Origin of the sequence: Xanthomonas campestris pv. badrii (assembly GCF_012848175.1) — a bacterium.
Taxonomy (GTDB): Bacteria; Pseudomonadota; Gammaproteobacteria; order Xanthomonadales; family Xanthomonadaceae; genus Xanthomonas; species Xanthomonas campestris_C.
Genome location: NZ_CP051651.1, coordinates 1,376,085 through 1,403,081 on the forward strand (window position 1 = coordinate 1,376,085; position 26,997 = coordinate 1,403,081).

Annotated in this window: 20 protein-coding genes, 1 other RNA gene and 1 pseudogene; 16 read left to right on the forward strand and 6 right to left on the reverse strand. The window is 66.8% G+C overall.

The window, feature by feature from the left end:
• Positions 1-115: 115 nt before the first annotated feature.
• Positions 116-865, reverse strand: a complete 750-nt coding sequence (locus tag HG421_RS05820) for a 4'-phosphopantetheinyl transferase family protein (protein WP_169705606.1) — start codon at positions 863-865, stop codon at positions 116-118.
• 268 nt (positions 866-1,133) lie between these two features.
• Here HG421_RS05820 and HG421_RS05825 point away from each other — a divergent pair, with 268 nt between their 5' ends.
• From HG421_RS05825 to HG421_RS05860, 8 genes and pseudogenes are all read left to right on the forward strand, one after another.
• Positions 1,134-2,309 carry an acyl-CoA dehydrogenase family protein gene (locus HG421_RS05825; RefSeq protein ID WP_211161827.1) on the forward strand — a complete coding sequence of 392 codons (1,176 nt, stop codon included), beginning with the start codon at positions 1,134-1,136 and terminating at the stop codon, positions 2,307-2,309.
• Positions 2,310-2,397: 88 nt separating this feature from the next.
• A pseudogene (locus HG421_RS05830) lies at positions 2,398-4,939 on the forward strand (DUF3857 domain-containing protein).
• Positions 4,940-5,081: 142 nt separating this feature from the next.
• Positions 5,082-5,720 (forward strand): glutathione S-transferase family protein, encoded by a 639-nt coding sequence (locus tag HG421_RS05835; protein ID WP_169705608.1) that lies wholly within the window; start codon positions 5,082-5,084, stop codon positions 5,718-5,720.
• 166 nt (positions 5,721-5,886) lie between these two features.
• Positions 5,887-7,827 carry an asparagine synthase (glutamine-hydrolyzing) gene (gene asnB / locus HG421_RS05840; protein WP_169705609.1) on the forward strand — a complete coding sequence of 647 codons (1,941 nt, stop codon included), beginning with the start codon at positions 5,887-5,889 and terminating at the stop codon, positions 7,825-7,827.
• A 214-nt stretch (positions 7,828-8,041) separates the two neighbouring features.
• Positions 8,042-8,596 carry an NADPH-dependent FMN reductase gene (locus HG421_RS05845; RefSeq protein ID WP_169705610.1) on the forward strand — a complete coding sequence of 185 codons (555 nt, stop codon included), beginning with the start codon at positions 8,042-8,044 and terminating at the stop codon, positions 8,594-8,596.
• Positions 8,597-8,817: 221 nt separating this feature from the next.
• Positions 8,818-10,248, forward strand: a complete 1,431-nt coding sequence (locus HG421_RS05850; RefSeq protein ID WP_169705611.1) for a replicative DNA helicase — start codon at positions 8,818-8,820, stop codon at positions 10,246-10,248.
• A gap of 527 nt (positions 10,249-10,775) precedes the next feature.
• Positions 10,776-12,194 carry a cryptochrome/photolyase family protein gene (locus HG421_RS05855; RefSeq protein WP_169705612.1) on the forward strand — a complete coding sequence of 473 codons (1,419 nt, stop codon included), beginning with the start codon at positions 10,776-10,778 and terminating at the stop codon, positions 12,192-12,194.
• 249 nt (positions 12,195-12,443) lie between these two features.
• Positions 12,444-13,169: an OmpA family protein gene (locus tag HG421_RS05860; RefSeq protein ID WP_169705613.1), complete on the forward strand. Its 726-nt coding sequence runs from the start codon at positions 12,444-12,446 to the stop codon at positions 13,167-13,169.
• 245 nt (positions 13,170-13,414) lie between these two features.
• Here HG421_RS05860 and HG421_RS05865 read toward each other — a convergent pair whose 3' ends face one another.
• Complete coding sequence (locus HG421_RS05865; RefSeq protein WP_169705614.1) at positions 13,415-14,446, reverse strand: LysR family transcriptional regulator; 1,032 nt, start codon at positions 14,444-14,446, stop codon at positions 13,415-13,417.
• Positions 14,447-14,575: 129 nt separating this feature from the next.
• Between HG421_RS05865 and HG421_RS05870 the strand changes: the two genes are divergently transcribed.
• The 6 genes from HG421_RS05870 to HG421_RS05895 all read left to right on the forward strand — a co-directional run bounded on the left by HG421_RS05870 (position 14,576) and on the right by HG421_RS05895 (position 22,234).
• Entirely contained in the window at positions 14,576-14,803 is a 228-nt protein-coding gene (locus tag HG421_RS05870; RefSeq protein ID WP_169705615.1) for a hypothetical protein, read from the forward strand.
• Positions 14,800-15,573: an SDR family oxidoreductase gene (locus HG421_RS05875; protein ID WP_169705616.1), complete on the forward strand. Its 774-nt coding sequence runs from the start codon at positions 14,800-14,802 to the stop codon at positions 15,571-15,573. The genes HG421_RS05870 and HG421_RS05875 overlap by 4 nt, the downstream gene beginning before the upstream one ends.
• Positions 15,570-16,760: an efflux RND transporter periplasmic adaptor subunit gene (locus tag HG421_RS05880; protein ID WP_169705617.1), complete on the forward strand. Its 1,191-nt coding sequence runs from the start codon at positions 15,570-15,572 to the stop codon at positions 16,758-16,760. Before HG421_RS05875 ends, HG421_RS05880 begins: the two co-directional genes overlap by 4 nt.
• Positions 16,761-16,865: 105 nt before the next feature.
• A complete protein-coding gene (locus HG421_RS05885) occupies positions 16,866-20,042 on the forward strand; it encodes an efflux RND transporter permease subunit (RefSeq protein ID WP_169705618.1) in 3,177 nt (1,058 codons plus the stop codon).
• Positions 20,043-20,084: 42 nt separating this feature from the next.
• On the forward strand, positions 20,085-20,816 hold the full coding sequence (locus HG421_RS05890; RefSeq protein WP_169705619.1) for an SDR family oxidoreductase: 732 nt from the start codon (positions 20,085-20,087) through the stop codon (positions 20,814-20,816).
• Positions 20,810-22,234 carry an efflux transporter outer membrane subunit gene (locus HG421_RS05895; protein WP_169705620.1) on the forward strand — a complete coding sequence of 475 codons (1,425 nt, stop codon included), beginning with the start codon at positions 20,810-20,812 and terminating at the stop codon, positions 22,232-22,234. Before HG421_RS05890 ends, HG421_RS05895 begins: the two co-directional genes overlap by 7 nt.
• A 90-nt stretch (positions 22,235-22,324) precedes the next feature.
• Here the strand turns inward: HG421_RS05895 and HG421_RS05900 are convergent, their stop codons facing one another.
• Positions 22,325-23,299, reverse strand: coding sequence for a GGDEF domain-containing protein (locus HG421_RS05900; protein ID WP_169705621.1), 975 nt, complete (start codon positions 23,297-23,299; stop codon positions 22,325-22,327).
• Positions 23,300-23,394: 95 nt separating this feature from the next.
• Here HG421_RS05900 and HG421_RS05905 point away from each other — a divergent pair, with 95 nt between their 5' ends.
• A complete protein-coding gene (locus HG421_RS05905) occupies positions 23,395-23,697 on the forward strand; it encodes a hypothetical protein (protein ID WP_169705622.1) in 303 nt (100 codons plus the stop codon).
• A gap of 223 nt (positions 23,698-23,920) precedes the next feature.
• On the opposite strand, the gene HG421_RS05910 is transcribed toward HG421_RS05905, so the two are convergent.
• Positions 23,921-25,636 (reverse strand): sensor domain-containing diguanylate cyclase, encoded by a 1,716-nt coding sequence (locus tag HG421_RS05910; protein ID WP_169705623.1) that lies wholly within the window; start codon positions 25,634-25,636, stop codon positions 23,921-23,923.
• 154 nt (positions 25,637-25,790) lie between these two features.
• Between HG421_RS05910 and HG421_RS05915 the strand changes: the two genes are divergently transcribed.
• Positions 25,791-26,024, forward strand: coding sequence for a hypothetical protein (locus HG421_RS05915; RefSeq protein ID WP_169708101.1), 234 nt, complete (start codon positions 25,791-25,793; stop codon positions 26,022-26,024).
• Between the two features lie 124 nt (positions 26,025-26,148).
• Here the strand turns inward: HG421_RS05915 and HG421_RS05920 are convergent, their stop codons facing one another.
• Both HG421_RS05920 and ssrA read right to left on the reverse strand, forming a co-directional pair.
• Positions 26,149-26,382 (reverse strand): hypothetical protein, encoded by a 234-nt coding sequence (locus HG421_RS05920; protein WP_169705624.1) that lies wholly within the window; start codon positions 26,380-26,382, stop codon positions 26,149-26,151.
• A 195-nt stretch (positions 26,383-26,577) separates the two neighbouring features.
• Positions 26,578-26,974, reverse strand: a transfer-messenger RNA (tmRNA) gene (gene ssrA, locus HG421_RS05925).
• Between the last annotated feature and the right edge of the window lie 23 nt (positions 26,975-26,997).

Genomic DNA, 26,997 nt, shown 5'->3' on the forward strand with positions numbered 1-26,997 from the left:
GTGGGACGCATGGAACCGGGAGCGATCGCAGCAGCGGCGTCCTTGCTGCCGGATCGCTGCGCCTGCAGCCTTGCGAGGCTGCCAGACGTGGCAAAGCTCACCACCGCTGCACGGATCACCAGAGCCGGTAGGTGATCACGGTCTGTGCATCCACCCATGCAAAGCCAATCGTGCACAGCTCTCCTGCGGGCAATTGCGGGCACAGCGTCTCGCACAGCCGGAGCTGCAGGCGGCCCGCGGCTGGCTGCACCTGTACCAATTGCGCGGCGGAGAAATCGAAGTAGCGGCCAACGGCGGCAAAACTGGCCTTGAACAGGCTTTCCTTGGCCGAGAACACCAGGGTCAGCAAGGCATCGCGTGTCCATCGGCTCGATGTCTGCACTGCGTGCAGCAGCTCCAGCTCGACTGAATTCACCACCGCACCGAGCAAGGCATCGCGTGCTTCCGGGCTCACCAGATGTTCCAGGTCGATGCCGATGCCACGTCTGCTCTGCGCCGGTACCACGGCAGCGGCGGCCAATCGTTCGGTGTGGCTGATGCTGCCGATGATGCCTGGTGGCCACAGCGGTTCGCGGGCGCCGCCGGTGCCGACCTGCACAGCGATGGCAGGATCGATCAATGCCTGTTGCCGCATCGCTTGGCGAGCCGCCAGCCGGCCGAAGAAATACTCTGCCTGACGCTTGCGCACGCTACGGGCAATGGCCGCAGGGCAGGCAATGCCCGCTTGCGTGAATGCCTCGATGGCGAAGTCGTCGCGGCCGAAGGCGAGCACCTGCACCGATAACGCGGTTCCGTCCGGCCAGGGCAGGGTGTAGTGCCAGTGTTGGTGCAGGCCGGGCAGGGAGGCGGCGAGCGCGCTGTCCATCGGGGGCGGCTGCCTGCTCAGCACGGTTGGGTCGTGCTGGCTGCCGCGACACCGACCCCGGTCTGCTCATTCGGCACTGCGGTCGCCATCGATGCGGAAAGCCATTGTCGGTCGTTGCGCTGAAGGATGTGCCCGCGGCGGGGATCGCACCCGCATATTAAGTGAACGGCGTGCCTGCACACTACCGCTGTGTCGTTGTGGCCGGCGGGTACAGCGACACAACGATATCGCGCCGGCAACTGGCAGATAATCAGCGCTTGTCTCCTGGCTGGAAGCGACGATGCCGCTGCGTCCCGACGATTTGTTCGATGTACGTGCATTGCTGACCGACGACGAGCGGGCGGTGCAGGATGCGGTGGCGCGCTTCACCGACGAGCGCGTGCTGCCGGCGATCGGCGCTGCCTTCGATGCGGGGCGCTTCCCACACGAATGGGTGCCGGAACTGGCCGGATTGGGGCTGCTCGGTGCCAGCCTGCCGGTCAGCGACGGCGGTGCGGGCTTGGGTGCAGTGGCTTACGGACTGATCTGCCAGGAGCTGGAGCGCGGCGACAGCGGCCTGCGCAGCTTTGTCAGCGTGCAGTCTTCGCTGTGCATGTATCCCATCCACGCCTATGGCAGCGATGCGCAGCGGCAGCGCTGGTTGCCGGAGATGGCGGCCGGCCGGGTGATTGGCTGTTTCGGCCTGAGCGAGGCACAAGGCGGCTCGGACCCGGCGGCGATGACCACGCGCGCGGTGCGCGACGGCGATGGCTGGCGCTTGAACGGCGCCAAGATGTGGATCACCAACGGCAGCATCGCCGCGCTGGCGATCATCTGGGCGCAGACCGACGATGGCGTGTGCGGCTTTCTGGTGGAAACCGACAGCCCCGGCTTCAGCGCGCAGGACATCGCGCACAAGATGAGTCTGCGCGCCTCGGTCACCTCGGCCTTGTTCCTGGACAACGTGTTCGTGCCCGGGCAGATGCGTCTGCCGAACGCGGCCGGGCTGAAGGCGCCCTTGGGATGCCTGAGCCAGGCACGCTACGGCATCGCCTGGGGCGCGATCGGCGCGGCGGCGGCCTGCCTGCGCGAGGCACTGGCCTACGCCGGCGAGCGCATCCTGTTCGGGCGGCCGCTGGCTGCCACGCAGAGCGCGCAGATCAAGCTGGCGGAAATGGCGCGGCGGATCTGCACCGCGCAGCTGCTGGCGCTGCAGCTCGGTCGCCTGAAAGAGGCTGGTACGCTGCGGCCAGAGCAGATCTCGCTGGCGAAATGGAATAATTGCCGCATGGCGCTGGACGTGGCGCGCGAGTGCCGCGACCTGCTCGGCGCGGCCGGCATCACCACCGAGCATGTGGCGATCCGGCATGCCCTGAACCTGGAATCGGTGATCACCTATGAAGGCACCGAAACCGTGCATCAGCTGGTGGTGGGGCGTGCGCTGACCGGACTCAATGCGTTTTGACGAGGAGCAGGTGTTGATCGGCAAGGATGTGATGACGCGCGTACCGGGCGTGGTCCGGGCGCTGTGGGTGATGTGGGGACTGGCCGCCCTGGCGACTGCGCCGGCGCTGGCGAACGAGGCGCCGACCATGGCGCCTGCGCCGGCCTGGGTGGTGGCCGATGCCGTGCCCGACAGCGTGCCTGGCGCAGGCGGGCTGCGCTATGAGCTGGTCTCCGACCAGATCGATCTGACCGGGCGCGCCGCGCGTGCCTATCGACGGTTGAGCTATACCGTGCTGCGCGCCAAGAGCCTAGACGAGGCCGGGCAGATTTCGATCGACTACCAGCCGCAGTACCAGACGCTGGCGCTCAACAGCCTGGAGGTCTGGCGCGATGGCAAACGCATCGACATGCGCAACCGCGCGCATTACGCCAGGTTGCGTCGCGAAAGCGGGTTGGAAGACGGCCTGATCGACGGCGCGCTGACCGTGTCGATCACCCTGCCGGATCTGCGCGTCGGCGACCGGGTGGACTATGGCGTGACCATCACCGGCAGCAATCCGGTGTTCGGTAAGGGTTATCACGACGTGTTCGATGCGCGCTACGGCGTGCCGCTGGGCGAGCGCCGGGTCCGGCTGCGCTACCCGTCCGGCCTGGCGCTGCAGTGGCGGATCGGCGCGCCGGGTTTCAGCCGCAGCGTCGACAGCGCCGATGGCATCACCACGTTGAGCATCGCCGCGAGCCGCATCGCGGCCATGCAGCCGGAAAAGGATGCCCCCGACGATGTGGACCCGTACGGCCTGATCGAAGTGTCCACCGCCGGCAATTGGGCCGCCGTGGCGGACTGGGCGGCGCAGCTGTATCCGGATGCCTTCAAGGACCGGCAGGTGGCGGCCGGCATGGTGCAGAGCCTGCAGTTGCGTCGCGACGACCCGCAGGGCGCGTTGCTGCGCGCGGTGGCTTTCGTGCAGGGCGAGATCCGCTACGTCGGCCTGGACATGGGCGAGAACTCGCACGCCCCGCATGCGCCGGAAGTGACCTTGCGCAACCGCTACGGCGACTGCAAGGACAAGGCCACGCTGTTGATCGCGCTGCTGCAGCTGGCCGGCATCCGGGCCGAGCCGGTGCTGGTCAGCAGCGACAGGGGAAGCGCGCTGGACAAGCGCCTGCCCAGCCCGTACGCATTCGATCATGTGGTGGTGCGTGCGCACCTGCCGCAGGGCGAGGTGTGGGTGGACGCCACCCGCGACCGCGAGGACGGCCCGCTGGCGCAGCGCCGGCCGCTGCCGTTCGTGCGTGGATTGCCGGTACTGGCCGGGCAGGACGCGCTGGTCGCGGTGCCCTCGCCAATGCCGGCGTTGCCGCAGGTCGAGGTGAACGAAGACATCGTGATCTCGCTGCGCACGCCGCAGCGGGTGGCGACCTTCAGCGTGGACACCATTTACCGGCAGGGGCGTGGCGAGCGCGTTGCAGCGAGCTTCGAGAACGACGGCGCGGAGACGATCGGCGCGCACTATCTGGAATTCATGCAGCAGTACTACACCGCGCTGACCCAGGTGGAGGCGCCGACCATCGACGCGACCGATCCGTTGAACGTGCGCACGCGCGAGCGCTACCGCCTGCAATGGCCGGCAGAGGAGGGCGACAAGCTCGGGTTTGCGTTGTTCCAGCTGAGCGACTGGATGGACAGCTTGCCCAGGCAGGCGCGCACCAGTCCCCTGGCGCTGGGCGGCCCGCGGCTGGCGCGGCAGACCGTACGCGTGCAGGTGGACCCGCCGGTGCAGCTGAAGGCGGACACCCAGACCGTCTCCAACCCCTGGTTCCGCTTCACGCGCACGATCTCCCAGCGCGATGGCCGCATCGTCATCGTCGGCCAATGGCAGCGCTTCAGCGACCGCATTCCCGCCGATGGCGTGACGCGTGCGGCAGCCGACATGGAGCGCGCGCGCGTTGGTGTACTTCGATCACGACCTCGAGCCACAGCGCAGCAGGCAGTCAACCGACTGGCGCGCGCTGGGCTTTCCGCTGGCCGCGTTGCTGGCGCTGCTGGTGGCGGTGCTCGCCTGTCTGGCCTGGTGGCGCCGCGGTGGACTGGGCGGGATGCTGTTCGACCCGCACGCGACGGTGCAGCGCATGCCGCAGCAGGACAGCCTGCGCCGTGGCGCCTGGGTGGTGTTCGCACTGACCACGCTGGTGTCGGCATGGCTGTGGTTGCAGGCGCTGCCGTGGTGGCTGCAGGTTGCCGGTGCCATCGCCGTGGCGGCGCTGCTGGCGCTGGGCTGCGTGTTGCTCATGTATGTGCTGCGCTGGATGGGCAGTGCAGCGCAGGTGCAACGCCTGCTGCCGGCGATGGCGGGCAGCGTGCTGCCCTGGCTGGTCTGCGTGTTCGCCGCAGTGGTGGCGTCGCAGGGCCGGGTGGCGTTGTTGCAGACCGGGGCAAGCGATCCGGCCGGCATGGCGCAGGTGGCGATGGGCATCCTGCTGTTGCTGCTGGGCGGGCTGTGGTGGTCGGTGTGCGCGGTGCAGGCCATTGCCGGCGCCACCGGCTGCGCGCGGTCGCGCGCCTTCGGCGCCTGGGCCTTGGCGCTGTCGCTGCTGGGTGTGGTGAGCGCGGTGCTGGGGGTGCCGGTGGCCATCGTCGCGATGGGGTAGGGGCGGGCGAGAGATCCACGCCGCCCGTACTTCGGTCCGGCCGCGCTGGCCGCCGGCCGCTGCCGCGGCGCACAGGGCTTTGCAAAGGCGCACGGGGCTGTGACACTGCCAGCCCCCTCGTCGCTGCCGCGGAGCCAGCTTGATGTCGACCGTGCGTCCCCCGTTGACCGTCCATGGCATGTCCAGTTCCGGCAACTGCTACAAGGTGCGCCTGCTGCTGGAACAACTGGGCAGCCGCTATCACTGGGTCGAGGTCGACAGCGTGGCCGGGCAGACCCGCACGCCCGAGTACCTGGCCATCAATCCCAACGGCAAGGTGCCGATGGTGGAGCGCGACGATGGCCGCGTGCTGACCGAATCCAATGCGATCCTGTTCTGGCTGGCCGAGGGCACCCCGTACCTGCCGACCGACGCATGGCAACGCGCGCAGGCGCTGAGCTGGATGTTCTTCGAGCAATACAGCCATGAGCCGTACGTGGCGGTGGCGCGTTTCATCAGCCTGTGGACCGCGCCCGATGCGGCGCGTCGCGCCGAGCTGCCGCAGCTGCGCGTGCGCGGCGAGCAGGCATTGGCGGTGATGGAGCAGCACCTGCAGCAGCAGGCCTGGTTCACTGGCGGCGACTATGGCATTGCCGATATCGCGCTGTTTGCCTACACCCATTGCGCCGAAGACGGCGGCTTCGACCTGGGACGCTGGCCGGCGATCGGCGCCTGGCTGCACCGCGTGCGTGCGCTGCCCGGATTCGTGCCGATGCCGGCACCCGTCCCGGTGACAGCATGAGCGGCGTGCGCCACCGGTCTGCTACGGTCGTGCCCCGGTCGTACCTGCATGGTCGCTCCCCGGCGCCAAGCCGCGCGCGGCGCTCGGATCGGGTTGCAGACGCCGCAGCCGCAGCGCGATGGGGCGTTGCCGGCAGCACCGCGTTCTGCTGCGGGGAGCGCTGACGATGTGCGGATTGGCAGGATTGCTGATGGCCTCGCCGCGGCTGCATGGCGAACAGCTCGAGGCATTGGTGCGGCCGATGGGCGCGGCGCTGCGCCATCGCGGCCCCGACGATGCCGGCAGCTGGTGCGATGCGCAGGCTGGCGTGGCCCTGGCGCATCAGCGCCTGAGCATTCTGGACCTGTCGCCGCTGGGCCATCAGCCGATGCGCTCGGCCGATGGCCGCTACGTGCTGGCCTATAACGGCGAGGTCTACAACTTCGCGCAGCTGCGTGGCGCGCTGGCCGCGCTGGGGCATCGCTTCCGCGGGCATTCCGATACCGAAGTGCTGCTGGCGGCGGTGGTGGAGTGGGGCCTGGACGACACCCTGACCCGCTGCAACGGCATGTTCGCGCTCGCATTGTGGGATGAGCGCGACAACTGCCTGTTCCTGGCGCGCGACCGCGTCGGCAAGAAGCCGCTGTACTACGGCTGGGCCGGCGACACGCTGGTGTTCGGCTCCGAACTCAAGGCGCTGTGGCAGCACTCGGACTTCGACAACGGGGTCGATCGCGATGCGCTGACCCTGCTGCTGCGGCTGGGCTACATCCCGGCGCCGGCCTGCATCCACGAGCGCACCTTCAAGCTGATGCCCGGCCGGGTGCTGCGCCTGGATGCGCAGACCGTTGCCGCCGGTGCGGACGCGCATCGGCCCGATCAGGCGCAGCAGCCGTTCTGGAATGCGCGCGAGGCGATGCAGCGCGCGCTGGCAACGCCGTTCACCGGCACCGATGCGCAGGCCGAAGAGCAACTGGACAGCGTGCTGCGCGATGCGGTGGCGCTACGCATGGTGGCCGATGTGCCGGTGGGCGTGTTCCTGTCCGGCGGGACCGATTCATCCATCGTCACCGCGATGATGCAGGCGCAGAGCGCGCAGCCGGTGCACAGCTTCAGTATCGGTTTTGAAGGCTCGCACCACGACGAGGCGCCGCTGGCGCGCGAAGTGGCCACGCATCTGCGCACCGACCACACCGAGCTGTACGTCAGCGGCGCCGACGCGCTGGCGGTGGTGCCGGGCCTGCCGGACATGTTCGACGAGCCGTTCGCCGATGCCTCGCAGGTGCCCACGGCGCTGGTGGCGCGGCTGGCACGCGGTGGAGTGACGGTGGCGCTGTCCGGCGATGGCGGCGACGAATTGTTCTTCGGCTATGGCCGTTACCAGCGCGCGCTGCGTAACTGGCGCATGCATGGGCTGGTGCCCGGCCCGCTGCGTCGGCTGATGGCGCTGGCAGCGCGCAGCACTGGCGAATCCTCGCGTACCGGTGGGCTGGCTGCGTTGGTGGCCGAAGCCGGCGCACGCGGCATCGGCGACATCTACCGCAACCGTATCTCGCGCTGGCGCGATCCGGCCGCGGTGGTGCTGGGCGCCACCGAGCCCGAAAGCTTCTACAGCCTGGCCGACCCGCTGCATGGGTCGGGGACGCCGGCCGACGCCATGATGCTGGCCGATTTCGCCGCGTATCTGCCCGACGATCTGCTGTGCAAGGTGGATCGCACCACCATGGCAGTGGGGCTGGAGGCGCGTGCGCCGCTGCTGGACTGGCGCGTGGCCGAATTCGCCTGGTCGCTGCCGTTATCGCTGAAGTACCGCGACGGGGTCAGCAAGTACCTGCTCAAGCGCGTGCTGTGCCGGTATCTGCCCGACCCGATGGTCTACCGCGGCAAGCGCGGCTTCGGCGCGCCGGTCAGCGCGTGGCTGCGCGGCGATCTGCATGGCTGGGCCGATGATCTGCTGGCGCATGGCACGCTGCAGCGCGAGGGCGTGTTTGCCGCCGATACCGTGGCCGGCTTGTGGCGCGAGTTCAACGGCGGCGAACGCAAATGGCATACGCACCTGTGGACGGTGCTGATGTTCCAGGCCTGGCAGGCGCACTGGCGGCAACAACGCGCAGCCATCACGCGCTGATCGGGGTTGCGGCGACGCGCAGTGGTCAGGTGCTGAAGATGGCGCTGCGGTGCGCGGAGTGGTGCTGTTGCATGTAGCTTCGGCTCGGACATCGGACCGGGAAGGGTTCAGTGCTGCATGCAGCTGCGGCGCCGCAGACGGAGCCGGGCGCCGTTTCACCAGCCCTGAGCATGCTGCTGGGTAGGGTGGGGCCCTGTTTCCACGGAGCGTACCCATGAGCAAGCTCACCATCGCCGTGCTGGTCGGCAGCCTGCGTGCAGAGTCCTACAACCGCCAGCTGGCGCGCGCGCTGGCGCATCTTGCTGCCGACAAGGCCGTGTTCGAGTATGTGGAGATCGGCGATATCCCGCTGTACAACCAGGACCGCGACGGCGACTTCCCGGCCGAAGGCACGCGCCTGAAGCAACAGATCCGCGCCGCGGACGCAGTGCTGTTCGTGACCCCCGAATACAACCGCTCGATCCCCGGCGTGCTCAAGAACGCCATCGACACCGGCTCGCGGCCGTATGGCGACAGTGCATTTGCCGGCAAGCCGGCGGCGGTGGTCGGCATCTCGGTCGGTGCGATCGGCACCGCAACCGCGCAGCAACACCTGCGCAACGTGCTGGCGTATCTGAACATGCACGTGCTCGGCCAGCCCGAGGTGTTTTTGCACTACAAGGACGGCCTGTTCGGCCCGGACGACACCGTTGCCAATGCCGACAGCCGCAAGTTCCTGCAGGGCTTCGTCGACGCCTTCCTGGGCCTGGTTCAGCACCTGAAGCGGTGAGTTGATCACAGCCTGCGGCGCCCGCGCGGCGCGCGCCGCAGGCCCCGACCAAGGCGCGCAAACCCAGGCAGGGCAGGGGTCGCGGCCGGTGCGACCGGGTCGGCGTAGAAGAGTGCTGCACCGGCTGTCCACCAGTTATCCACAGAGTTGTGCATGGTCGCCGGCGTCGCCGATGACTATGCTTCCTGCCCTCGTGTCCCCTGCGTCAGGTCTGTTTGTCCATGTCCGCTCGTCCTGGTTTCCGTTCCAAGCGCAATCGCGATCGCGACGACGACGATTACGATCGTCCCGAGCCGCGTCTTGATCAGCTGCGCGTGCCGCCGCATTCGGTCGAGGCCGAGCAGGCCGTGCTCGGCGGGCTGATGCTGGCACCGGACGCGTTCGACCGCGTCAACGACCAACTGACCGAAAACGACTTCTATCGCCGCGACCACCGGTTGATCTACCGCGCGATCCGCGAATTGAATGAGAAGGATCGCCCGTTCGATGCCGTGACCCTGGGCGAATGGTTCGAATCGCAGGGCAAGCTGGAGCAGGTGGGCGATGGCGCCTACCTGATCGAGCTGGCCAGCACCACGCCGTCGGCAGCCAACATCGCCGCGTATGCGGAAATCGTGCGCGACAAGGCGGTGCTGCGGCAGTTGATCGAAGTGGGCACCACGATCGTCAACGATGGCTTCCAGCCTGAGGGCCGCGACAGCGTCGAGTTGCTGTCCTCGGCCGAAAAAGCCGTGTTCAAGATCGCCGAAGCCGGCGCGCGCGGGCGTACCGATTTCGTGGCGATGCCCGGCGCCTTGAAGGACGCGTTCGAAGAGCTGCGCAACCGCTTCGAAAATGGCGGCAACATCACCGGCCTGCCAACCGGTTACAGCGATTTCGATGCGATGACGGCCGGCCTGCAGCCGACCGACCTGATCATCCTGGCCGCGCGTCCGGCCATGGGCAAGACCACCTTCGCGCTCAACATTGCCGAATACGCCGCGATCAAGTCCAAGAAGGGCGTGGCGGTGTTTTCGATGGAAATGTCGGCCTCGCAGCTGGCGATGCGCCTGATCTCCTCCAACGGCCGCATCAATGCGCAGCGCCTGCGTACCGGTGCGCTGGAAGACGAGGATTGGGCGCGCGTGACCGGCGCGATCAAGATGCTGAAAGAAACCAAGATCTTCATCGACGACACCCCGGGCGTGTCGCCGGAAGTGCTGCGCTCCAAGTGCCGCCGGCTCAAGCGCGAACACGACCTGGGCCTGATCGTCATCGACTACCTGCAGCTGATGTCGGTACCGGGAAACAGCGAGAACCGCGCGACCGAAATTTCGGAGATCTCGCGTAGTCTCAAGGGCCTGGCCAAGGAGCTCAACGTGCCGGTGATTGCGCTGTCGCAGCTCAACCGCTCGCTGGAAACCCGTACCGACAAGCGCCCGGTGATGGCCGACCTGCGCGAATCCGGCGCAATCGAGCAGGACGCGGACATGATCGTGTTCATCTACCGCGACGATTACTACAACAAGGAAAATTCCCCGGACAAGGGCCTGGCCGAGATCATCATCGGCAAGCACCGCGGCGGCCCGACCGGCTCGTGCAAGCTCAAGTTCTTCGGCGAATACACCCGCTTCGACAATCTGTCGCACGATTCGGTGGGCAGTTTCGAGTAGTCGGCAGGTCGTAGTCGGCAGGTGATGCAGTCGCTCAGATAACGATCGCGCTCGCCGCTACGCAGGGGGCGCCGGCTTTGCGAGGGTATGGTGCGGATGTGTCAGGTGCGGAATGTGCGATCTGCGGCTTGGCCGCGTGGTGCTTGCCCGCCCACCATCGCAGGACACGCTGCAAGTACGTCCATGTAAGCTCCGTGGCGGCATCCATGCCGCCAAGGGTCCCGCGACGGTGGGCGGGCAAGCACCAGTCGAGATGGTCGGTGTGCAGGGCTTTGAATAAGCAGGCAGCCACGCGCTGTCCTTGCTCTTCAACAGCAACCAGCCAACTGTCTAGTGCGGTGCTCTCACCGATCCGCATGGAAGGGTTAACGGCGTGTCCCGCCAGCGCTGAGGGCGCCGCGCACTCGGCCGGGGCTGGGCGTTTGCCGCAGGGCCCTTGCCGCAGCACAAACGCCCGCCGCCGCATCGCGCCATCGTTGCATCTGCTGGCTTATGCTGCGCAACCTTGCCGCCGCTGCCGAGTCCGCATGTCCTACGCCATCGTCTGGTTCCGTCGCGATCTGCGCCTGGAAGACAATCCGGCCCTGCGTGCCGCACTCGATGCCGGGCACCATCCGATCCCGCTCTACATCGATGCGCCGCACGAAGAAGGCGAGTGGACACCGGGCGCGGCCTCGCGCAGCTGGCGGCATCGCTCGCTGGCGGCGCTGGATGCGGGCTTGCGCGCGCTAGGCAGCGGTCTGGTGATTCGCGCTGGCAACAGCGCGCAGGTGCTCGATGAGGTGATCGCGCAAACCGGCGCGGTGGCGGTGTACTGGAATCGCAAGTACGAACCGGCCACCCAGCCGCGCGATGCACAGATCAAACGCAGCCTGCGCGAGCGCGGCATCGAGGCGCAGAGCTGCAATGCGGCGCTGCTGTTCGAACCCTGGCAGCTGAGCACCCAGCAGGGCGGGCCGTACAAGGTCTTCACTCCATTCTGGCGCAACGCGCTGACCCAGTTGCAGTTGCCCGACCCGGTGCCTGCGCCGCGCAGCCTGCCGCCGCTGCCGGGCAAGCTCAAGGGCGAGGCGCTGGACACCCTTGGGCTGGTGCCGACGCTGAGCTGGGACCAGGGTTTCTGGGAGCACTGGCAGCCGGGTGAGGCCGGTGCGCACGAGATGCTGGACATCTTCATCGATGGCGCGCTCTCCGGCTACCTCGAAAATCGCGACCGTCCCGATCGTGTCGGCACCTCGCAACTGTCGCCGCACCTGCATTTCGGCGAGATCGCGCCGTGGCGGATCGCCGCTGCGTTGAATGAGCAGCGCAATGCGCGCAACGGTGCGCAGATCGATGGCTACATCCGGCAGCTGGGCTGGCGCGATTTCGCCTATCACCTGTTGCATCACTTCCCGGACACCACCAACCACAATCTCAATCCGCGCTTCGAAGGCTTCGACTGGGCCAAGGCCGATCCGGTGACATTGCAGGCCTGGCAACGCGGGCGCACCGGCATTCCCATCGTCGATGCCGGCATGCGCCAGCTGTGGCATACCGGCTGGATGCACAACCGCGTGCGCATGATCGTGGCAAGCCTGTTGTGCAAGCATCTGCGCGTGCACTGGGTCGAAGGTGCGCGCTGGTTCTGGGACACGCTGGTGGATGCGGACCTGGCCAACAACACCATGGGGTGGCAATGGGTGGCTGGTACCGGCGCCGATGCCGCGCCGTATTTTCGCGTATTCAATCCGGTGACACAGGCGGAAAAATTCGACCCGCAAGCGGCCTACATCACGCGCTGGGTGCCCGAGCTCGGCAAGTTGCCGGTGAAGGAGCGTTTTGCGCCGTGGCAGCATCCCTTGTCGCTGGCACGCCTGGCGCCGGAGTATCCGCGCTCCCCCATCATCGGGCTGGCCGAGGGGCGCGATGCGGCGCTGGCAGCGTATGCAAGAACACGCGGGTAGCGCATCCACGCCGCGTGCGGTGCCGCGCGAAAGCACGCAGAGGTTTGCTGCCCTGCTTCTTTTGCAGGATCGCTGCGGGCACGCTTGCTGCCGATCGGCGTTTCGATCCATATCGCCGAAAACGTTTTCCTGAATGGTGAGCCTGCCGCGCGCCTCCAGCGCGTGCCTTCATCATGCGCCAGTCGCGTGGCGCTGTTTATCCTCGCCGACACGATTGAGTGCCGGACGATCCGGCGATAGGAGAACACCATGTCCTCAGCAGCCACCAAGAGTCTTTCCGTTGCGCTGGCCAGCGCCATCGCGTTGTCCGCCTGCGCTACCGGCGGTTCGTACGTGCAGCGCGACCAGTACGGCGAGCAGACCCAACAGCAGAATCGCACCGGGCGCAACGCGCTGATCGGTACCGCCATCGGTGTGGCTGCCGGCCTGCTCACTGGCGACAGCGCCACCGAGCGTCGTCAGCACGCGATGATCGGCGCCGGCATCGGTGCGCTGAGCGGTGCGGCCGTGGGCCAGTACCAGGATCGCCAGGAACGCGCGCTGCGCGAGCGCACCGCCAACACCGGCATCGACGTGCAGCGCCAGGGCGACAACATCACCTTGAACCTACCGGACGGCATCACCTTCGACTTCGGCAAGTCTGCGTTGAAGCCGCAGTTCTATAGCGCACTCAACGGCGTTGCCTCGACGCTGCGCGAATACAACCAGACCATGGTGGAAGTGGTGGGCCACACCGACAGCGTGGGCAGCGATGCGGTGAACCAGCGTCTGTCCGAAGAACGCGCCGGTGCCGTGGCGCAGTACCTGACCGCGCAGGGCGTGCAGCGCGAGCGCATGGAAACCATGGGCGCCGGCAAGCGCTACCCGATCGCCGACAACAGCACCGATGCCGGACGTGCGCAGAACCGTCGTGTCGAAATCCGCCTGATTCCATTGCGCGCAGAAGGCGCTGCCAGCAATACCGGTATGCGTTGAGCAACTGGTAACCATGCACGGCACGGTGAGTGGCTCGCTAGCCCTGCAGCAGTCATGAAACAGGCCGCGAAAGCGGCCTGTTTCATGGTGTCGGCTGGAGTCTGCAAAGCGCAACGCGCTATTTGCTGGCTTCAGTTCTTCGTCTATGCGCACCATCATCCGCCCTTCGGGCACCTTCTCCTCCATGAAGGAGGGCACTGTCCCGGTGGGAGAAGGATGTCTTGAGCGCGTCGTCTCGGTCCGGCTTACGCAGTCACGTGTTCCAGAATGCGCTTGCCTTCCGCACGCTCGGCTTCCAGTTCGACTTCCACCTCTGCTTCGCTGTAGGCCTTTTGCGCAGCCAGCCGGGCAGGGCACTGCGCCATCATGTAGTCGGCGTCGAAGTTCATGCGCGTCACCAGGAAGTCCACGAAGGCGCGCACCTTGGGCGAGACCAGTCGCCCGCCGGCAAACACGGCATTGAAATCCACTTCCGGCCCGGTCCAACCCGCCAGCACACGGCGCACCAGGCCCGATTGCACGAACGGCTTGGCCATCACGTCGCCGGTCAGCAACAGGCCTTCGCCACTCAGCACCGCGCCGTTGAGCGCGGCCGGATCGTTGGCCACCATCAGTGGATTGACCGGGAAATCGCGCACGTCGCTGCCATCGCTGAGCGACCAGAAAAAGCGGTTGTTGTGCACGTTGCGGTTCTTGCGTAGCGCCAGCGTGCGGTGGAATTGCAACTCGTCCGGATGCAACGGCTCGCCATAGCGTTCGATATACGACGGGCTGGCAAACACCTGCGTGCGCAGGCTGCCGAGTTTGCGTGCGACCAGGTTGGAGTCGGGCAGGGCACCGACGCGCAGCGCCAGATCGGCTTCGCCACCGATCAGGTCCAGCTTCTCGTTGCCCAGATGCATGTCCAGCTGAATTTCCGGGTATTGCGTATGGAATTCGCCCAGCAACGGCGCGATCCAGGTGATGCCCAGCGAATACGGCACAGTGAAACGCAACCAGCCGCGTGGACCGGATTGCAATTGTCCCACCGCGCTTTCGGCTTCTTCCAGCTCGCGGGCGATGCGCTGGCAATGTTCGTGGTAGACCGAGCCGGCTTCGGTCAGCCCGATGCGGCGCGTGGTTCGATGCAGCAGGCGCGCGCCCAGGCGCGTTTCCAGCTCCTGCACCTTGCGACTGACGGTGGTCTTGGGCAGGCCAAGTGCGTTGGCTGCGGCGATGAAACTGCCTTGTTCGACCACCTTGACGAAGATCAGGGTGTCGTTGAGATCGTGTGTCATGGGACTGCCTTCCGGGGGTCAGGAGGGATTAGACCGCTTACGGGACGATTATTCCCCTAAATCCGGACTAATCAAGTGCTGCTTTGAGGCCTAGCTTATGCAGCATCCCTTCCATCCAGGAGCACGGCCATGTGGTTGTGCGATGTTTTCGGTTTGTCCTCTCCCTCGCGCAGCGCCATTGAAAGCGCCTTCGATCCGGTGCTTTCTCCGGTAAAAAGCCAGCGCGCCAGCGTTTCGCGCAGCTTTGCCGCCTCGCCGAAGCGGCAGGCCGGTGGTGCGCCAACGCAGCGGACTGGACTGAGTTCGCGTTGGGCGCAGCGCGGTATTGTCCCGATGTCGGGAACAAAAGTCCCATGAGCGGGATGGTCCGGTCCGAGACGGCCGTCATCGGCGGCGCTGGCGACGTGGGCACCGGCATCGTGGCCGCGCTGCTCGATGCCGGCATGCCGGTCGTGGCGATCGGACGCGACGCCGCCAAGCTGGCCGCCCTGCGTGCCCGGCATGGCGAGTCGGCGCTGCTGGACACCGTGCAGGGCTCGGTGGCCGACGACAGCTCCGCGCAGCGCCTGGCGGCCGAACTGGCGCAACGGCCGCGGCCGCTGGGCGCGGTGATCGCCAGCCTGGGTAGCCCGCCCAAGGCCGGCCGCCTGCTGGACCGGCCGGTGGCCGCGCTACGCCGCCGCCTGGAGCGCGACGTGCTGCCGCATCTGGCCGCCGCCCGCCATCTGCTGCCGCTGTTGGCCGAAGCCGATGGCGGCGGCCGTTATCTGCTGCTGGGCAGCCCGTGCGCGCTGCGTGCGTGGTCGGCGCACGGCGATCGCTCGGTGGCCGCGGCCGCCACCCGCATGCTGGCCCAGGTGCTGCACGAGGAAGCCAAGCCACTGGGCGTTCGCGTGCACCTGCTGTCGGTCGAGCAGCCGGTGAGCACGCCGGGCCGTACCAAGGGCGCGTGTCCGGAATGGATTCGCGCCGTGGATGTCGGTCGCGCCGCCGTTTCCCTGATCGCCGGGCCCGGCCAGCCCGGACAACCCATCGTGACCGTCAGCCGTCGTCCGCATGCCGCCCCGTCGGCGGACCGGCTGGCCGGTCTGCATTTGCCTATCACCACCCGAGAGATCTCCCCATGACCCCGAACGCCACCCCGTTCCGTTTTCCCGTGCGCCCGGTCCTGACCGCCGCTGTCCTGGCGGCCGTGCTCGCCGCGTGCGGCGGCGGTGCCGCGCAGACCGGCGCACCACCGCCGCCCAGCGTCAGCGTCGCCCCGGTGCTGATGAAGGAGATCAGCCAGTGGGACGAATTCAGCGGCCGCATCGAGCCGGTGGAAAGCGTCGAGCTGCGCCCGCGCGTGTCCGGCTACATCGACAAGGTCAACTACACCGAAGGCGCGGAAGTGAAGAAGGGCGATGTGCTCTTCAGCATCGACGACCGCAGCTACCGCGCCGACTTCGCGCGTGCCAATGCCGCGCTGGTGCGCGCGCGCACCCAGGCCACCCTGGCCAGGAGCGAGGCGGCCCGCGCGCGCAAGCTCTCCGAGCAACAGGCCATTTCCACCGAGATCTGGGAGCAGCGCCGCGCCGCCGCCGATCAGGCCGATGCCGACCTGCTGGCCGCGCAGGCCGCGGTGGACACCGCCAGGCTCAACCTGGACTGGAGCCGCGTGCGCGCTCCCATCGACGGCCGCGCCGGGCGTGCGATGGTCACCGCCGGCAACCTGGTGACCGCAGGCGATAGCGCCAGCGTGCTGACCACCCTGGTATCGCTGGACAAGGTGTTCGTGTACTTCGATGCCGATGAAGGCACCTTCCTGCGCTATTCGCAGATGGCGCGCAGCGGCGAGCGCCCGGACGAGCGCGGCGGCCAGTTGCCGGTGCGGATCGGCCTGGTCGGCGAGCAGGGGTTTCCGCACACCGGGCGGGTGGACTTCCTGGACAACCAGGTGACCCGCAGCACCGGCACCATCCGCGTGCGTGCCGTGCTCGACAACGCGCAGCGGCAGTTCACGCCGGGCCTGTATGCGCACGTGCAGTTGCTGGGCAGCGGCCAGTTCAAGGCCATGCTGGTCGACGAAAAGGCCGTGCTGACCGACCAGAACCGCAAGTACGTGTACGTGGTGGACAAGGATGGCAAGGCGCAGCGCCGCGACGTGGAGCTCGGCCGCAGCGCCGATGGTTTGCGCATCGTGCGTAGCGGCCTGGCCGCCGGCGACCGCGTGGTGATCGACGGCGTGCAGAAGATCTTCATGCCCGGCATGCCGGTCGATGCCAAGACCGTGGCCATGGCCGCGGCTCCAGACAAGCGCACCGCCTCGAACTGATCCATCGCTGCATCGCGCTTTGGACCGCCGGCCTGGTGACCAGGCCGGTCCGGGGCCGCTGTGCCGCGCCGCCACCCGGCGGCACCCTCTTTCAGGACCACCCCCATGGACTTTTCCCGTTTTTTCATCGACCGGCCGATCTTTGCCGCGGTGCTGTCGATCATCATCTTCGCGGCCGGCCTGATCGCCATGCCGCTGCTGCCGATCAGCGAATACCCGGAAGTGGTACCGCCGAGCGTGCAGGTGCGCGCGGTGTATCCGGGCGCCAATCCCAAGGTCATCGCCGAGACCGTTGCCACGCCGCTTGAGGAAGCCATCAACGGCGTGGAAAACATGATGTACATGAAGTCGGTGGCCGGCTCCGATGGCGTGCTGGTGGTCACCGTGACCTTCAAGCCCGGCACCGATCCGGACCAGGCCCAGGTGCAGGTGCAGAACCGCGTCAGCCAGGCGCAGGCGCGCCTGCCCGAGGACGTGCGGCGCCAGGGCGTGACCACTCAGAAGCAGTCGCCCACGCTGACCATGGTGGTCAACCTGACCTCGCCCAAGGGCAAGTACGACTCGCTGTACCTGAGCAACTACGCCACCTTGAAGATCAAGGACGAGCTGTCGCGCCTGTCCGGCGTGGGCCAGGTGCAGATCTTCGGCGCCAGCGACTACGCCATGCGCATCTGGCTGGATCCCAACAAGGTGGCCGCGCGCGGACTCACTGCCAGCGACGTGGTCGCGGCGATCCGCGAGCAGAACGTGCAGGTCTCCGCCGGCCAGCTCGGCGCCGAACCCATGCCCAACAAGAGCGACTTCCTGCTCCCGATCAACGCGCAGGGCCGGCTGACCACCGAAGAAGAGTTCGGCAACATCGTCATCCGTAGCGGCAACAGCGGCGAGATCGTGCATCTGAGCGACGTGGCACGGCTGGAGCTGGGCGCGGGCAACTACACCTTGCGTTCGCAGCTGGACAACAAGAACGCGGTGGGCATGGGCGTGTTCCAGTCGCCCGGCGCCAACGCGATCGAGCTATCGGACGCGGTGCGCGCCAAGATGGCCGAACTGGAGAAGCAGTTCCCGCAGGACGTGGCCTGGTCGGCGGCCTACGACCCCACCGTGTTCGTGCGCGACTCCATCAGCGCGGTGGTGCATACCCTGCTGGAAGCGGTGCTGCTGGTGGTGCTGGTGGTGATCCTGTTCCTGCAGACCTGGCGCGCGTCGATCATTCCGTTGCTGGCAGTGCCGGTGTCGGTGGTCGGTACGTTTGCCGCGCTGTACCTGCTGGGCTTTTCGATCAATACGCTGAGCCTGTTCGGGCTGGTGCTGGCGATCGGCATCGTGGTCGACGACGCGATCGTGGTGGTGGAGAACGTCGAGCGCAACATCGAAGAAGGCCTGGGCCCGTTGGCGGCCGCGCACCAGGCGATGCGCGAGGTGTCCGGGCCGATCATCGCCATCGCCCTGGTGCTGTGCGCGGTGTTCGTGCCGATGGCGTTCCTGTCGGGCGTGACCGGCCAGTTCTACAAGCAGTTCGCGGTGACCATCGCCATTTCCACGGTGATTTCGGCCATCAACTCGCTGACCCTGTCGCCGGCGCTGGCGGCCATGCTGCTCAAGGCGCACGACGCACCCAAGGACGGCCCGTCGCGGTTGATCGACCGGTTGTTCGGCTGGCTGTTCCGTCCGTTCAATCGTTTCTTCAACACCAGCTCGCACAAGTACCAGGGTGCGGTGTCGCGTGCGTTGGGCAAGCGTGGTGCGGTGTTCGTGGTGTATCTGCTGCTGCTGGTCGGCACCGGCGTCATGTTCAAGGTGGTGCCGGGCGGCTTCATCCCGACCCAGGACAAGCTGTACCTGATCGCCGGCGCCAAGCTGCCCGAAGGCGCTTCGCTGGAGCGTACCGATGCGGTAATCCGCCAGATCAGCCAGATCGCGCTGCAGACCGAAGGCGTGGACCATGCCATTGCGTTCCCGGGCCTGAATCCGCTGCAGTTCACCAACACGCCCAATACCGGCACGGTGTTCCTCACCCTCAAGCCGTTCGGCGAGCGCAAGCGCAGCGCCGAGCAGATCAACGCGGAGATCAACGCACGCATCAGTCAGATCCAGCAGGGCTTCGCCTTCGCCTTCATGCCGCCGCCGATCCTCGGCCTGGGCCAGGGTTCGGGCTATAGCCTGTACATCCAGGACCGCGCCGGGCTGGGCTACGGCCCGCTGCAGCAGGCGGTGACGGCGATGTCCGGTGCGATCTCGCAAACGCCCGGCATGCAGTTCCCGATCGGCACCTACCAGGCCAACGTGCCGCAGCTCGATGCCAAGGTCGACCGCGACAAGGCCAAGGCGCAGGGCGTGCCGTTGACCAACGTGTTCGATACGTTGCAGACCTATCTGGGCTCGGCCTATATCAACGACTTCAATCGCTTCGGCCGCACCTACCAGGTGATCGCCCAGGCCGATGGACAGTTCCGCGACAGCGTCGAAGACATCGCCAACCTGCGCACCCGCAATGCCAATGGCCAGATGGTGCCGATCGGCAGCATGGTCACGCTGGGCCAGAGCTACGGCCCGGACCCGGTGATCCGCTACAACGGCTACCCGGCCGCCGACCTGATCGGTGAAGCGGATCCGCGCGTGCTCTCCTCCACCGAGGCGATGCAGAAGCTGTCCAGCATGGCGCCGCAGGTACTGCCCAACGGCATGAACATCGAATGGACCGACCTGAGCTATCAGCAGTCCACGCAAGGCAACTCGGCGTTGATCGTGTTCCCGATGGCGGTGCTGCTGGCGTTCCTGGTGCTGGCCGCGTTGTATGAGAGCTGGACGCTGCCGCTGGCGGTGATCCTGATCGTGCCGATGACCTTGCTGTCTGCGTTGTTCGGCGTGTGGCTCACCAATGGCGACAACAACGTGTTCGTGCAGGTGGGTCTGGTGGTGTTGATGGGCCTGGCATGCAAGAACGCGATCCTGATCGTGGAGTTCGCCCGCGAACTGGAAATGCACGGCAAGAGCATCGTTGAAGCGGCACTGGAAGCCTGCCGCCTGCGCCTGCGCCCCATCGTGATGACCTCCATCGCCTTCATCGCCGGCACCGTGCCGCTGCTGTTCGGCCATGGCGCCGGCGCCGAAGTACGCTCGGTCACCGGTATCACGGTGTTCGCCGGCATGCTGGGCGTGACCCTGTTCGGCCTGTTCCTGACGCCTGTGTTCTATGTGGCGCTGCGTAAGTGGGTGACCCGTCGCGGGCCCGCGACACCGCCGGCAGTTGCGCACGATCACGCCCACGTCAACGCCTGAGCGCGCATTACTTCCCCCAACATACATTCGAAGGATTTACACATGAGCAATACCAAGATCGCACTGGTCACCGGCGCCACTCGCGGCATCGGCCTGGAAACCGTTCGTCAACTCGCACAGGCCGGCGTGCACACGCTGCTGGCCGGCCGCAAGCGCGACGACGCGGTGGCCGCCGCGCTCAAGCTGCAGGCCGAAGGCCTGCCGGTGGAAGCGATTCAACTGGACGTCAACGACGACATCAGCATCGCCGCGGCGGTCGGCACGGTGAAGGAGCGTCACGGCCACCTGGATATCCTGGTCAACAACGCCGGCATCATGGTCGAAGACATCCAGCGCAAGCCGTCCGAGCAAAGCCTGGATGCGTGGAAGCGCACCTTCGACACCAACCTGTTCGCGGTGGTCGGCGTGACCAAGGCGTTCCTGCCGCTGCTGCGTCGCTCGCTGGCCGGGCGCGTGGTCAACGTCTCCAGCATCCTCGGTTCGCTCACCCTGCACAGCCAGCCCGGTTCGCCGATCTACGACTTCAAGGTGCCGGCCTACAACGCCTCCAAGAGCGCCTTGAACAGCTGGACCGTGCATCTGGCCTACGAACTGCGCGACACCTCGATCAAGGTCAACACCGTGCATCCGGGCTACGTCAAGACCGACATGAATGGTGGCGGCGGCGAGATCGAGGTGGAGCAGGGCGCCCACAGCAGCGTGCAGATGGCGCTGCTGGATGCTCACGGCCCCACTGGCAGCTACACCCACCTGGGAGAGACCTTGCCATGGTAAGGACATTGCTCGGCACGGCACTGGCCGCGCTGGTGCTTGGCGGTTGCGCGGTGGGGCCGGATTACCGGCCCGACCCGCCCGCCTCGGTCACGCTGCAGGGCGCGCAGGACGCGTCCTTCAGCACCGAATCGCCGGTCGGCAACTGGTGGTCGCAATTCGACGACCCGGTGCTGGAACAGCTGGTGCGCGATGCGCTGTTCGCCAATCACGATCTGCGCATTGCGGTGTCGCGGGTCAAGCAGGCGCGCGCGGTGTTCGTCGAGCGTCGCCTGGACCAGGCGCCGCACATCACCGCACAAGGCAGCTTCGATCGTCGCGAACAGCAGCAGGTGATCGCCGGCAATCAGCGCTTCCTCACCGAGCAGACCACGCTGGGCCTGGATGCGGCCTGGGAGCTGGACCTGTTCGGCCGCCAGCGCCGTGCATCGGAAGCCGCACGCGCCGACCTGGACGCCGAGCAGGCCAACCTGCAGGACGTACAGGTCACCGTCGCGGCGGAGGTGGCGCGCAATTACTTCGAACTGCGCGGTACCCAGAAGCAGCTCGATGTCTCCAAGCGCACCCTGACCAATCTGCGCGACACCCAGAAGCTGACACAGACGCGTTGGGACTTGGGGGCCGGCAGCGAGCTGGATGTGCAGAGCAGCCTGGCGCGCCTGAAAGCCATCGAAGCGGATATTCCGTTGCTGGAAACCGCCGAGGCGCAGTACCGCCATCGTCTGGCCGTGTTGCTTGGCCAACAGCCCAATGCACTGGACGCCACCCTGGTCGCACGCAATATGCCGGCATTCGCGCGGCCATTGCCGCTGGGCGATACGGCCGGACTGCTGCGTCAGCGCCCGGACGTGCGTAGCGCCGAACGCCGGCTGGCGGCGGCCACCGCGCAGGTGGGCGTGGCCACGGCCGATCTGTTCCCGCGTATCAGCGTCAGCGGCTTTGTCGGCTTCCTGTCCGGCGATGCAGCGCGGCTGACCGAAGGCAATGCCAAGGCCTGGTCGATCACCCCGTCGATCAGCTGGGCGGCGTTCGATTTCGGCACCGTGCGGGCGCGCTTGCGTGCCAGCAAGGCGCAGGCCGAAGGTGCGCTGGCGCAGTATCAGCAGACCGTGCTGCTGGCGCTGGAAGACACCGAGAACGCCTTGACCGGCTACGGCCGCCAACAGACGCGCCTGGCCATCGTGGTCGAGCAGGCCAACGCCGCACGGCGTGCCGAACAGTTGGCACAGATCCGCTATCGCGAAGGTTCGGAGGACTTCCTGACCTTGCTGGATGCACAGCGCACCCAGCTGGCGGCCGACGATGCCCTGGCGCAGGCCGAGGCGGCAGTCAATGTCGGCGTGGTCGGGGTGTACAAGGCCCTGGGCGGCTGGAAGCAGGGCGAAGCACCTGCCGCACCGGTGGCGGTGGTCAAGCAGTGAACCAGGGACGGGGCGGCCGCTGGGTCGCCCTGTCGCTACAAACATAACGCGTCTTGCGTGATGTCACTGGACGAGCGAGCGGCGCCGCACTCAGTCGGCAACCCGCACGCTGTCGCGGCCACTGTTCTTGGCCAGATACAGCGCCGCATCGGCACGCGAAAACCAGTCCTGCCAGTGCGTCTCGCCGTCGTGCCGGGCTGCGCCCAGCGAGACGGTGATGCGCCCGCCGGGGCCGCGCAGCCCGTTGCGGATCACCTTGCGCAAACGCTCGGTGGCCGCTTCCAGTTCGGCCAGCGAACCGGCCCGCAGCAACACCACGAACTCTTCGCCGCCGAAGCGGAACACCTGGTGCGGCTCACGCACTTCGAAGCGCAGGATGGTGGCCAGATCCGACAGCGCTGCATCGCCGGCAGCATGCCCGTACAGATCGTTGACCTCCTTGAAATGGTCCAGGTCCAGGATGATCAGGCTGTTGAGCCGGTCCTGCGGCTGGCGCTGGTCGATCTGATGGGTGAGCGCACGTTCGAGCATGCGCCGGTTGGGCAGGCCGGTCAGCGCATCCAGCGAGGCCAGCTCTTCCAGATGCACGCGGTCGTCCTGCATGCGCAGCGAGAAGGAGTACCCCACCGCCAGCGTCACCAGCGTCACCACCACGGTCGACACGCCCTGGCCCGGGCTGACGATCAGCCCGGGCAGAAGCAGCAGCGCGGCCATCAGCGGCAGGCTCAGCAACACCGCCCGCTGCGGCCCGCACAGAAAATAATTGGTGGCCAGCACCGGGAACAACCATGGCAGGGCGCCATCGCCACCGGTCCAGCAAGCCACCAGGCAGCCTGCGACATTGATCGATGCCAGCCAGAGGCCGCCAGCGCCGGTGCGCTCGGCATTGCGCATCTTCCAGCCGCGCCAGATCGCCAGCATGCCGAGTGCGGCGGTGATCAGGCACGCCACGGCCTGGCCGGTGATGGCCAGGTACACCGCATAGAGGCAAAGCAACAGCGCGGTGATGGGCCCAAGCATCTTGACGATGCCAAGGCGGAAATCCCGCCGCAGGTGGAGGATCACATGGAAGGTTCTGTAGGAGTCGGCATCATTATCGGCCGGTCGCTGCGAAAGTTGAGCATGCAAGATGCCGCAGTAGCCGGTAGGAAAATGAAGCGTTGTCCGGCAAGACTTCGCACATCCTTGACGGCCTTGTCGCAACCGTAGTGGCTCTGTCGTTGGAGTCTGCCATGCCTACACGCGAAGAGCTCGATACACGCCTGGATGCGCTACAGGACGCCCTGCCGCAACTGTCCGCCGACGAGGACGCAGACTTCGACTACCTGGATTTCCAGGCGCGTGCCGAAGCGGTACTGCGTAGCGTCGGGCCTGACGACGCGGCATATGTGCGCACCCGCATCGACGGCATGCTGGCTGGCGCCGGCCTGATTCCGGGCGAGGACGGACAAGCCCAGCGTTGAGGCGCGTGCGCGTGCGTGGACAATCCGGCGCCTGTCGCCAGGCGTGACAGGCGCGGTAGCCGGGCATGCAGGATGCACGAAAGTTGTTTGGAGCGCGCACGTTTAGTGGTGCAATCGTTGACGGGGCGGTGCCCTGGTCGCTATGCGTGTTGACGCATAGAGCTGCCGACGCGGTCAGGGGTAATCCGCGTTGTGAAAGCGCTTGCCGGCCCACCCTGCGACTTCAAGATCCCTGCGTCGGCTCTGCACGTGGCGCCGCGGGCGCGCTGACCACCTGGTTGCGCCCGCCCTGTTTGGCCCGATACAGGGCCTCGTCTGCGCACCGCAGCAGTTGCGCCGCGCTACCGGCATGCTCGGGGAAACTCGCCGCGCCGAACGATGCGGTGACCTTCGGCAGCGACACGCCATCGGCCATCACCTGCAAGGCCGCGATGCCGGCACGCAATTTCTCGGCAATCCTGCCGGCGGTCGCCAGATCCACCTCCGGCAGAATGATCGTCAATTCTTCGCCGCCATAGCGGCAGCAGATATCTTCACCACGGGTCTGGGCCAGCAGCAGCTCGCCGATCGCCGCCAGCACGCGGTCGCCGCCGCCATGCCCATGCAGGTCGTTGAAGCGTTTGAAGTGGTCCACGTCCAGCATCAGCACCGATAGCGGCTGTACCCGGCGCGTGCAGCGCGCCAGTTCGTGATTGAGCGCATCTTCCAGGTAGCGGCGGTTGTACAGGCCGGTCAATGGGTCGCGGATCGATTGCTGGCGCAGCGTTTCGCGCAGGCGCAGGCTATGCAGCACCAGCGACAGTTGCTCCGCCGCCGCCTCGGCCACCGTCAGCGAGGCCAGGCCGCCCGGCGCGTCGCTGCGCAGCGCCAGCATGCCCAGTTGGGTGCCCTGTGCAGACAACGGGATGCAGACCGTGCTGGCGTGCGCCGCAACGGTGGCGCCGGCATGCCGGCACAGCATGCCCTGGCTGGCGTCTTCCACCACATGCGTGCGATCGCGGCGCAATGCCCAGCAGGTATCCGGTGCGATGCTGGCGTTGCCGTCGTCGGCCATCGCTCCCCAGGCCACGACCTGCTCGGCGCGGTCGCGTGATGCACGCAGCAGGTACACCGCGCCCGACGCGCCGGGAATCAGCGGTGCAATCGTGCGGGCGGTGATCTCCAGGGCCTCTTCGGCGTCGCGGCAGTTCTGCAGCAGCCCCGAATAGCGCGCCAGCGCTTCCAGTCCGGCCGAGGTGCGTTCGAGCGTGGCAAACGAATCGACCAGCCGCTCGCTGGCAAGGCTGGCCGCGTCCTCGGCACGCACGCGGCGTTGCAGTTCGCGCGCCAACAGGCGGTAGGCCAGCAGCATCACCAACAGCCCGCTGACGATACCGATCACCGTCATGCGCAACACCCACTGGGCGCTGACCGTCGTGGCCTCGGTACGCTTCACCAATGCATGGCGTTCCAGCTCGCTCATGGTCTGCACCTGTCGCCGCAACGCCGACGAGGTCTGGAACACGCCGCGTGCGATCGAGCTGCGCGCGCCCTCCAGGCCATGCGCCCGGTAGCTGTGCAACAGATCGTTGATCTGCATCAGCCGCTGGTCCACCAGGCGGCCAAGTGCGAGCGTGTTGCGCCGTTGCACCGGGCTGTCCTGCACCAGTGCTTCCAGCCGCACGATACGTTCGGGCAGGCGCCCGATGGCATCGGCATACACGCCCAGAAACGCCTCGTTGTCGGTCAGCACATAGCCGCGCACCGATGACTCGGCCGACAGCAGGCCGGCCTGGATTTCGTCGATACCGGCAAGCACCTCCTGCGTATGCGTCACCCAGCCGGCATTGGCCAGCGAACGCTGGGTGGTGAAGTAGCCGCCCACGCCGATCAGCACGAAGATGGCTCCCCCCAGCAGTAAGGCCCCGGCGGCACGGCGTTTGGCTTTCCTGGTCAGCATCTTGTTCCCCCGACACCGATGGTCTGGTTGAGGCCGATGCAAGTGGCGTGCCTCGAGGACCATCACGCGGCCGGTCAGGTGGCAGACGGGGCCGCGCTCGCCGCCATGCCGGTGCGGCGGTATGCTGGCCGCACTCCGTCGAGCCGCACACCCATTGGTCATTTTTCTTGGAAACTACCAGTTGACCTGCCACGCCGTGCAATGCAACGACGCGGCCATGTCCTGGAGCGCGGGCTGGCGTATCGACCAGATCGGCGTCAGCGGGGCCGGCGAGTTGGCTGGCGCCAGTTTGTCGCCAACCTTTCCCACCCATCGCAGCGCCATGGCCGCCGCTCGCGTTGCGGGCATGGTCACGCTGGAAGCGATGCACGCCGAAGCCCAGCGGTAACTCGAATACGTCTGAGCGCACGTCGCTGGCTGTCTGCCGTGCGCCTTGCCTGTTCGACGGCACAGGCTCTGCCAAACACCTTGTTGCAGCCCCCGCCGACGGTGGCTCGGCGGCCTTCAAGACGTCAGGCCGGGCAGGGCATGCTGATGCCGTTCGATGACGAGCGCTCCTGCGGGACGGGCATGGTCATGTTGGCATGCAGTTTGCTCTGATCAACCAGGACGCTGGGGAACGTCTTCGGAGCAGTGGAATGGATGAGCCCAACACGAGTGCCCTGGTTTTGCTGCAACAGGAAGCCACCGAGCTGCTCACCCTGTTCGACCAACTCCGTGGCGACAAACCAGCGCCACTTTCGCATGTGGGCCAACACCAGGTGTTGGCGACCGCCACCGACGATCCGACCACCTGCGTCAGTAGCTGACGCGCGGCGCGCTGTCGCCTGGCCCGCCCCGTCCAGGACGTTGCGCAGGTGTCGGCTCGGCCATGAAAAAGGCCGGGAATCCTCGGTGTCGAGAAATTCCCGGCCTTGGTCGGTCGTCTTAGGACCGTGGTGTGGTGGAGGTGGGCGGAATCGAACCGCCGTCCGGAAGCACTCCATCCCCGGCACTACATGCTTATCCCTCCGTTAGATCTCATTCTCAGGCAGCACGGCGGGCAAAGCGCACCTGAGAACCAGCCTGCTTGATCTGACCGGCAGCTGACAGGCAGCCACTACCGGCGGTTCCGTGATAATGACCCTACACTTACGAGCACGGGCACAAGTAAGTTCGGGGGTTCGCCTTAGGCGGCTGTAGAACTACAACTAAAGCCAATTAAGCGGCGATAGCGAAGTCCGAACCGTAGTTGTCGTCGTTGGCAACTAAAAGTTTGCTGCTGGATTAACGAGGAAAGCTGCCCCCTCGGCATGCGCCAAGCGACTTCGCGACCCCCGTCGAAACCAGTGCACCCCCGGGGAAAGCATCAAACGCTGACT